4 protein-coding genes are annotated in these 7,477 nt (G+C 58.4%); 2 read left to right on the top strand and 2 right to left on the bottom strand.

The features are described 5' to 3' along the window. Positions 1-553 precede the first annotated feature (553 nt). The gene (locus IVA80_RS26600; RefSeq protein ID WP_247437278.1) at positions 554-973 is read right to left on the bottom strand and encodes a hypothetical protein; all 420 of its coding nucleotides are present in this window, start codon (positions 971-973) and stop codon (positions 554-556) included. Between the two features lie 4,355 nt (positions 974-5,328). Further along, the gene (locus IVA80_RS26605) at positions 5,329-5,538 is read right to left on the bottom strand and encodes a hypothetical protein (RefSeq protein WP_247437280.1); all 210 of its coding nucleotides are present in this window, start codon (positions 5,536-5,538) and stop codon (positions 5,329-5,331) included. 435 nt (positions 5,539-5,973) lie between these two features. Between IVA80_RS26605 and gmd the strand changes: the two genes are divergently transcribed. Both gmd and IVA80_RS26615 read left to right on the top strand, forming a co-directional pair. Beyond that, on the top strand, positions 5,974-7,059 hold the full coding sequence (gmd, locus tag IVA80_RS26610) for a GDP-mannose 4,6-dehydratase (RefSeq protein WP_247437281.1): 1,086 nt from the start codon (positions 5,974-5,976) through the stop codon (positions 7,057-7,059). Further along, the coding region (locus tag IVA80_RS26615; protein ID WP_276007857.1) for an NAD-dependent epimerase/dehydratase family protein at positions 7,040-7,477 on the top strand (438 nt) is incomplete at its 3' end. The genes gmd and IVA80_RS26615, both read left to right, overlap by 20 nt.

The raw sequence follows: 7,477 nt of genomic DNA on the forward strand, positions 1-7,477 counted from the left end.
AGGAACCTTCAACGACGTCAGCGAACTCAAAACCGCGATTGACGAGTGGATCGAGCATCGAAACCAAAACCCAAAGCCCTTCAAGTGGACCGCCAGCGCAAAGTCCATCCTCGCAAAGCACCGCCGAGCCAAAAAAGCGCTCGCAATCACAAAAGCGGGATGCGAATGAATGAGTCAGAACACTAGCCGATGCGTACGGTAGTTGCGCCCCGTAGGAGCCTCTCCTGATACAAATGTATTTGGCCACGCGCCGTGTATAACGGATCGACGAATCTGCTCACCTGGCCGATTCCTCGAGGGTGTGGTTATGCGCGTCACATTCCGCACAATAAACGTGGCCCGGTCGAGCCGACTCTGCGAGCATTGCCTCCCCCCGCCTCCAGAAGCGCAGCGGGTTGGCGCGCAGAGTGGTGGCCCGCGCGCCCTTGGCGGGCCTGTGGCCACCTAGGCTCGCTCGCCGCTGCGCTCGTCGCGCCTGACTGTGGTGAGCAACTCCGCTGGACTCTCGATCACGTCGTCGCCGCCCGACTTGGCATATACGCGGCGAGATCCGCTAAGACGTCGCACTCATCTGTGCAAACAGAATTGCCGCTTCAGATGGCCCGAGCCCGACGATGCCCACGAAGGCTGCCGGAGGCGTCGGAATGACCTGACGAGTCGGCCTCCAGAGATGCAGGCAATAGCGACTATTGTTCACATACTGCGAATGAGGAGGATGAAGCTGCATCACGCATTCCTCTTCATCCCAAAACATATCTTTGGCGAGGCACATCTCCTCCCAGTTTGGAGATCGCCGTGGCGTCGACACAGAGACATGTTCCCATCCCGGACGGATGAGGCCGATGATCTTGAGTTGGCAGCCACAAGGCCCCTGCACGAAGAAGAGACCGGAAGGACCAGAGCCCGGTGCGGTGGCGAATCGGCCCTCGCGGACGCGCCCCGCTTCGAGTCTTTCTACGGTTTGCTTCCTCATGCGTCCTCCTTCTTTTGGCCGATAGAGTTGCATCCGGAACCACTCGTGTTGTCCGACTCGTACGTCGAACGGCTGGTTTCCCGGCATGGGCAGCCCCAACTACTGCTGATCATCTGCACCGAACCTACTTGGATGAAGAACATCGGTTCTGTCCGACATCGTTCACCGGGGAGTTCTCTTGGGTTTGTCTTTCGACATCTGATCTCTCTTCAATTTTTTCGTCATTCGCGCCTTCGTTGCGAACTTGGCCTTATGCGGACAATCTGCGCAGACATCTACGATGGCTTGTCTCGGCAAGCCGTGCCAGCAGGAGCTTCTGCTCGCCTCTTCGCCTAAACAGGTCCGCAACGTATGGCGTTGAGCTAACCGTGCTTGGTGCAAGATGCCAGAATTCGACTGAAACGCCTCACAGCCAAAATGGCGGCGGAAGCCAATTCGCGTGGCATGATCCGGCGAACCGGCTACTTTGTCATCCAAACAAACGTCGCTGGCTTCAGCACATGATGCAAAGCGACGCCAATGCCTCGCCAGTTCATCGAGCGAGAGGCTTTTAATTCTCGATCTGACGGTGGGCCTTCATCTCATTCCTTCTCATCTCTAGCAGTTAGCCGGCTTGCCGCCTGAGACACCGTCAATGCGTCATCTATGTGGCCGGCCACTGTGACTCAAAATGGATTCATGGTCAGAGGCTCGCACGCGCGGACCGCACTCGTTCAGCAGCCTCGCTCATTGGCCTTACCGCATGACACAGTTTCGCAGTTCAGCCCTAGCGGGCTGTGAGCTCCAACGCAGAGACATCCGCGCCGCGGTCACAACGCGTTGACGATCGGTCCAACCGTCCGCTCCGGTGGCGATCAGAACTGCCCGTCAATCTCATTTCTTTGCCGCCCCTCCGCGAGGCGAGCCAGTTTATCATATTCCTCAGCGACCTTGAGGAGCCTGCATCTGGATGTATCGTCCTCGAGCGACTCCGCTTTTCTTCGCGTCGCTTCAGCACGGCCTCGCCAATGTTTGGCGTCTGAGAACAGCTTATTTTGCTTCATGCGGAAGACGATGCAATTTTTATATCAAGAAAATGCGACACATGCCCTACGTAAGATCCCGTAGGCTGGCTTTCGCAAAAGCACCTCTTTGCCCCGTTATCTGCCGACCGCTCTGTTAATGTCTGAGATGCGACAAACCGCTCGCAGCAAGCGCGGCGAGGCGCGCGAAATGCGCGACTCTCGACATTAGGGCTTGAATCGTACGTAGCGTCAGATTGTAGGGTCTTCTTACAGCTGGCGAGCGCGCTTGGCCGTACGACAGCTTCCGGGCGACACAATTTCGAGTGTGTCATTTGGCGCCCAGATTGCAGAACGCCCGCGTTGTCCCGGACGCCGCAGTGAGGCCGCCTCCGCGAATCATTGCAACGTGTCGCGATGAAGCCAGGCTGCAGGAGAACCGGATTCTAAGATCGCAGCAGCATCGTCGCGTGGCGACTGCCCGATTTGACAGATTGCTCACGCAGAGGTCGTCGTCCGCGGATCTGGGCCTCGCAGCTCAGAGTGGAATGGAAGTTGGAGGCCATACTCATCTTACGTAGCCGTGATGCGGCCGCGGCGAACCTGCAATAGCTTGCTCACGCCGAAACAGGTAGCTGTAGGCATACACGGTTGCCAGCATTCTCGCCAGAGATGCGTCGACTGGTCGCTCATGCCGGAGCCCCCTTCGGGTGCCTGGATTGCCTCCGCCGCCGCCTCCATCATGTTTTTCGTATCCAAAGACGGGCAACACGGCCTCCGGAGTAGCAATGACTTCTGCAGCTTTGGCTACCAAGCAGTCGTTCAACTGATGGCTATGGAGCGCGCGAGGTCAGACCACAAGGAATCTCGATTTATGCTCTGTCCGAAATGTCACACAGATAACTGGTGCGAGATCGCAATGCACGATCCCTGGAGCGGCCGACCAGTGATCAACTGCAATACTTGCGGTGAGTATGCCGAGTACGATTGCCTCCAGCGCAAAACAGCGCACGCGATCATCGCAGCTACCTTGGCCTGTAACGTTAGCAAAGAGGACCAGCGAGATCCGCGGGCGGTTGCTGACAGAATTTTGGATGTGCTGGAGAATGCCGGCCTTACAATCGCTCGCGCCTCAAGATGAATGGGCGGAACGCCGATCGGCGCCGCTACAAGGCCCCGCCCGTCCATCAGAGAGCATGGCCAACTGCGCCGCTCGTTCCAACAGCCACTTGATTGCCTGCAAAACCGCCGTCTTTCCCCTGGCCGACCTGGAGTAGTCGGCATAGCAACTCTTTGATACCAACAACGATTGTAGCAAACGCGCCAATCTGGACCCGAGCCGCGATGCTCTCAACGGGACCAGGGCTGAGTACCGCTTAGGTGCGGGCTTCCAACGGACGACGCCCGGCAGATCTCCCCACAAGTATCGAACCCGCGATGATCGTTGACCCGGCGTGGCCTGCACCTGACGGTGCCTTTCGAGGTCCATAGTTCAAAGTTACCTAGAACGGCGAAGTCACTGTTGGGTGCCCTGACGGGAGTTTGGCTCATTGACCAGATTAACGCGCTCTCGATTGATCTCGTTTCCTATTCTGCTCAGCCGCCGCGGCACCGACAACTGCCGGGAAGCAGCCCCATTATGATGGTGACAGCGGGAGAGCTCGGCTGGATAGACAAAGCCAATTCGCACAGACTCGAGAGAGCATTCAGCCATGGACGATTGATTCCGGCGCCGAGGCAGCTCCTATCCACACATTCAAGTAAGCTTGACTGATTCGCTTGATCACTCGTGGCCAGCGACGAGCAGCCTCACAGCTGGGCGTAGTTATGCGCGCACACTCTAGCGGACCCGAGCTGCGCGTTCCGCAGACGACGAATACCGAAAGCCAACTGCCTTGGTGAAGCGCCTCCCGCCCTGCTCGTCTTGCGGCTGGCTCCTGGCGAACGAATACGAGTTCGACATATTCACGCGATAAGCCCGCAGGGGGATTGAATCGTACGTAGCGTCAGATTGTAGAGTGCCCAGCTAGGGAGCACCAATGTTCGGTCGCTTCAGAATTCCTAGCGGAGCAAGGCCGATCGCTTGCGATGAGAGGTCTTCTGCCAAAGCGGCTGAGGATCGCGCTCAGTCCGAAGAACGCTGTTTCTGTCCTGTCCAAGCAGATCGCCGGCCCGTATGAAGACAAGATCGCCCACAAGTAAGAAGGACCAATCCAGCCTTGGAGGCTTCGAAATACGTTTGCAGGCACTGAGTGCCCAACCAGCCGCCGCGAGATTGATGCGGTATCCGGGAGCGGTCATGTGAGAGGACCCGATGGATCCAACAGGGTCTTGCTCGTCGATCACTGTGAGGGCCAATGCCGGGCCATTGTTGGCTTCAAGAATGGCGATCCTGGAACCGCATATATGTGCGGCGAACCCGTTGTGACGGGGCCTCGCCAAAAGCTGTCGTCATGGTGCGCTTATCACCATTCCCGAATGCACGTCATGCCATGGTCGGACGGACGCAGCGTCGTAAGGAAAGCAAACTAGATGACCAACAGTAATCCGAGACGAGCGCGCGCAATTGCTAGGCATGGGCCGCGGTCATCGCGGGAGCAAGAGAGCTGCCGATAGATCCGCGAGCTGGATCTGCTCGACGTGCAGGCCTGACGATTGCCCCAGGGCCGAACGCCGATCCAGGCAATGAGACCCATCAAGACCTGACGAACGAGTATTGAGAAGCTCATGTGAGCGCCTTGGAACAGAAATGATGTGGAAGTTTAGACCCGCGAGGGACTGAAGATTGATCTCGGCACCTTGATTGAGGGCAACACCGCGTTCGAACCCGATAAGCCGGCGATCCATTTCGAGGGCGCGCCTCTAAAGCTTACGCTGCTTTCGGCGCTTGCGAGCGGGGGGCACGTGGTTTAAAGGCCCGGGCCGACCTCTCCACGAGCAGCTCATCCGACTTCTTTCTGCCGAGGGGCTGCAAATCAAATGTGATAGTCGAGGTAGAACGCAGTTGATCGGTCAGCTCAGGTTGCTGTCCGCAGAATGCTTGCTCAAGAACCGGGACTTTGCCGCGGGCATCGATAAGAGAAGGGGCGCTCGGGACCAGCAAACCGCCAGTTTCAATGGCAGCGGCACGTGCTCAAGGCGGCTTGTTCACGCACATGCGGGCTTTGCCTAGTCATACTACGGCCGGCCCAAAGACATGCTTGCGAGCGCGGAAAACACCCCCGGCGGAATGGTCGCCGAACCGAGCACTGACCTTCTGAGCCATATCGTCCGCGCGCTAAACGCACCATTGTTGTTGATTCCGTGGCCGCTCGCGAGCAATGAACCGCCAGATGCTTTTCGCTACTGAATTCGTCATTCGGGGGCGCAGGGCACACTGATCGTCGCGATAAACCCCTTGAGGTCCCATATAGCACTGGGCTCATTCATGCAGCGTTTTTCTGTGAACTCAAACAGCACAGAGTCAATATGCGCGCCTTCACTTTTGCTTGCCAGATCACCAACTTGATTGTCCAGGAATGGATCGATGATGATAAGTACTGCGCGACAGAGAACGAATTTCAATGCTTTGTTTGCCTGGCTTGCTCGCGGTTGCACTGGATGAACAGCAGACTGGAAAACTCTTAGGCAAGGACACGAAATGAGGGAAACTCGCTGGCTCAACGCGCGAGTTGACCACGCAGGGACTGTGGAACGCTTCTCGGCCAAACGGGCCTGCTTACCTCCCATCCGCACCGCAATTTCATTAGTCGCACCCACGCAATAGAGAAACGCCTGACGAAGGCCGAACGAAATCTTCCGGACTACAAACTTTCGTATAGTCCTTCAAAACCCTTTCGATGTGGAAGGTTACCTCCGTACAGTTGAGCGATTGATGCAATGACTATACAGAGTCCAGAACTCGGCAGTTCGAGAGCGTGACGCTTCCGCATTCGAAGAGGCCAGACGCGATTGACGTCGTCGATCGGGGACCGACATTAGGCTGCGCAGAGCAACGATTTGTCAAACCAAGAGAGCAAACGGCGGGTCGCTCTAATCACCGGCGTGACCGGGCAGGACGGCGCCTATCTCGCCGAACATCTGCTGTCGCTCGGCTATGTCGTGCACGGCATCAAGCGGCGCTCGTCCTCGTTCAACACCGCACGCGTCGACCATCTCTACCAGGACCCGCATCTCGGGGACGTGCCGTTCCTGATGCACTACGGCGACATGACGGACTCGACCAATCTGATCCGCCTGGTGCAGCAGATCCGGCCGACCGAGATCTACAATCTCGCTGCCCAGAGCCACGTCGCCGTCAGTTTCGAGAGCCCCGAATACACCGCCAATGCCGATGGGATCGGCGTACTGCGGCTGCTCGAGGCGATCCGCATCCTCGGCATGGAGAAGGAGACCCGGTTCTACCAGGCCTCGACCTCCGAGCTCTACGGCCTCGTGCAGGAGATCCCGCAGAAGGAGACGACGCCGTTCTATCCGCGCTCGCCTTATGGCGTGGCGAAGCTCTACGGCTACTGGATCACGGTGAATTACCGCGAAGCCTACGGCATGTTCGCCAGTAACGGCATCCTGTTCAACCATGAGAGCCCGATCCGCGGCGAGACCTTCGTCACCCGCAAGATCACGCGCGGCGTCGCGCGAATCGAGGTCGGGCTCGAAGATACGCTCTATCTCGGCAATCTCTCGGCCAAGCGCGACTGGGGCCATGCCAGGGATTATGTCGAAGGCATGCACATGATCCTCCAAGCCGACAAGCCCGACGACTTCGTGCTGGCGACCGGCGAGACGCGCTCGGTGCGCGAAATGGTCGAGCTGTCTTTTGCGCAAGTCGGCCGCCGCATCGAATGGCGCGGCGCCGGTATCGACGAGACCGGCATCGATGCCAAGAGCGGCAAGACGGTGGTGAAGATCGATTCGACCTATTTCCGTCCGACTGAAGTCGATCTCCTCGTCGGCGACGCCAGCAAGGCGCAACAGCTGCTCGGCTGGAAGCCGAAGCGCACGTTTGCCCAGCTCGTCGAGGAGATGATGGCAAGCGATCTGGCGGAAGCAAAACGGGAGGCGGCCCATGGCAAGCGCACCGTTTGAGCTGAAGGGCAAAAGCGTCTACGTCGCCGGTCATCGCGGCATGGTCGGCAGCGCGCTGGCGCGCCGGCTCGCGCGGGAGGACGTGCAGCTCGTCACGGTCGACCGGCGCGAGGTCGATCTCTGCAACCAGGCCGCCGTGTTCGATTGGTTCGCGAAAACGCGGCCACAGGTGATCTTCCTCGCCGCCGCAAAAGTCGGCGGCATCGTCGCCAATGACACGCTGCGGGCCGAGTTCATCTACGACAACATCGCGATCGCCGCGAACGTGATCCAGGCCGCGCATCAGAACGGCGCCGAGAAGCTGATGTTTTTGGGCTCGTCCTGCATCTATCCGAAGCTGGCCCCACAGCCGCTGCGCGAGGATTCGGTGCTATCAGGCCCGCTCGAGCCGACCAACGAGCCCTATGCGATCGCCAAG

The organism is Bradyrhizobium sp. 139 (assembly GCF_023074175.1).
Taxonomy (GTDB): domain Bacteria; phylum Pseudomonadota; class Alphaproteobacteria; order Rhizobiales; family Xanthobacteraceae; genus Bradyrhizobium.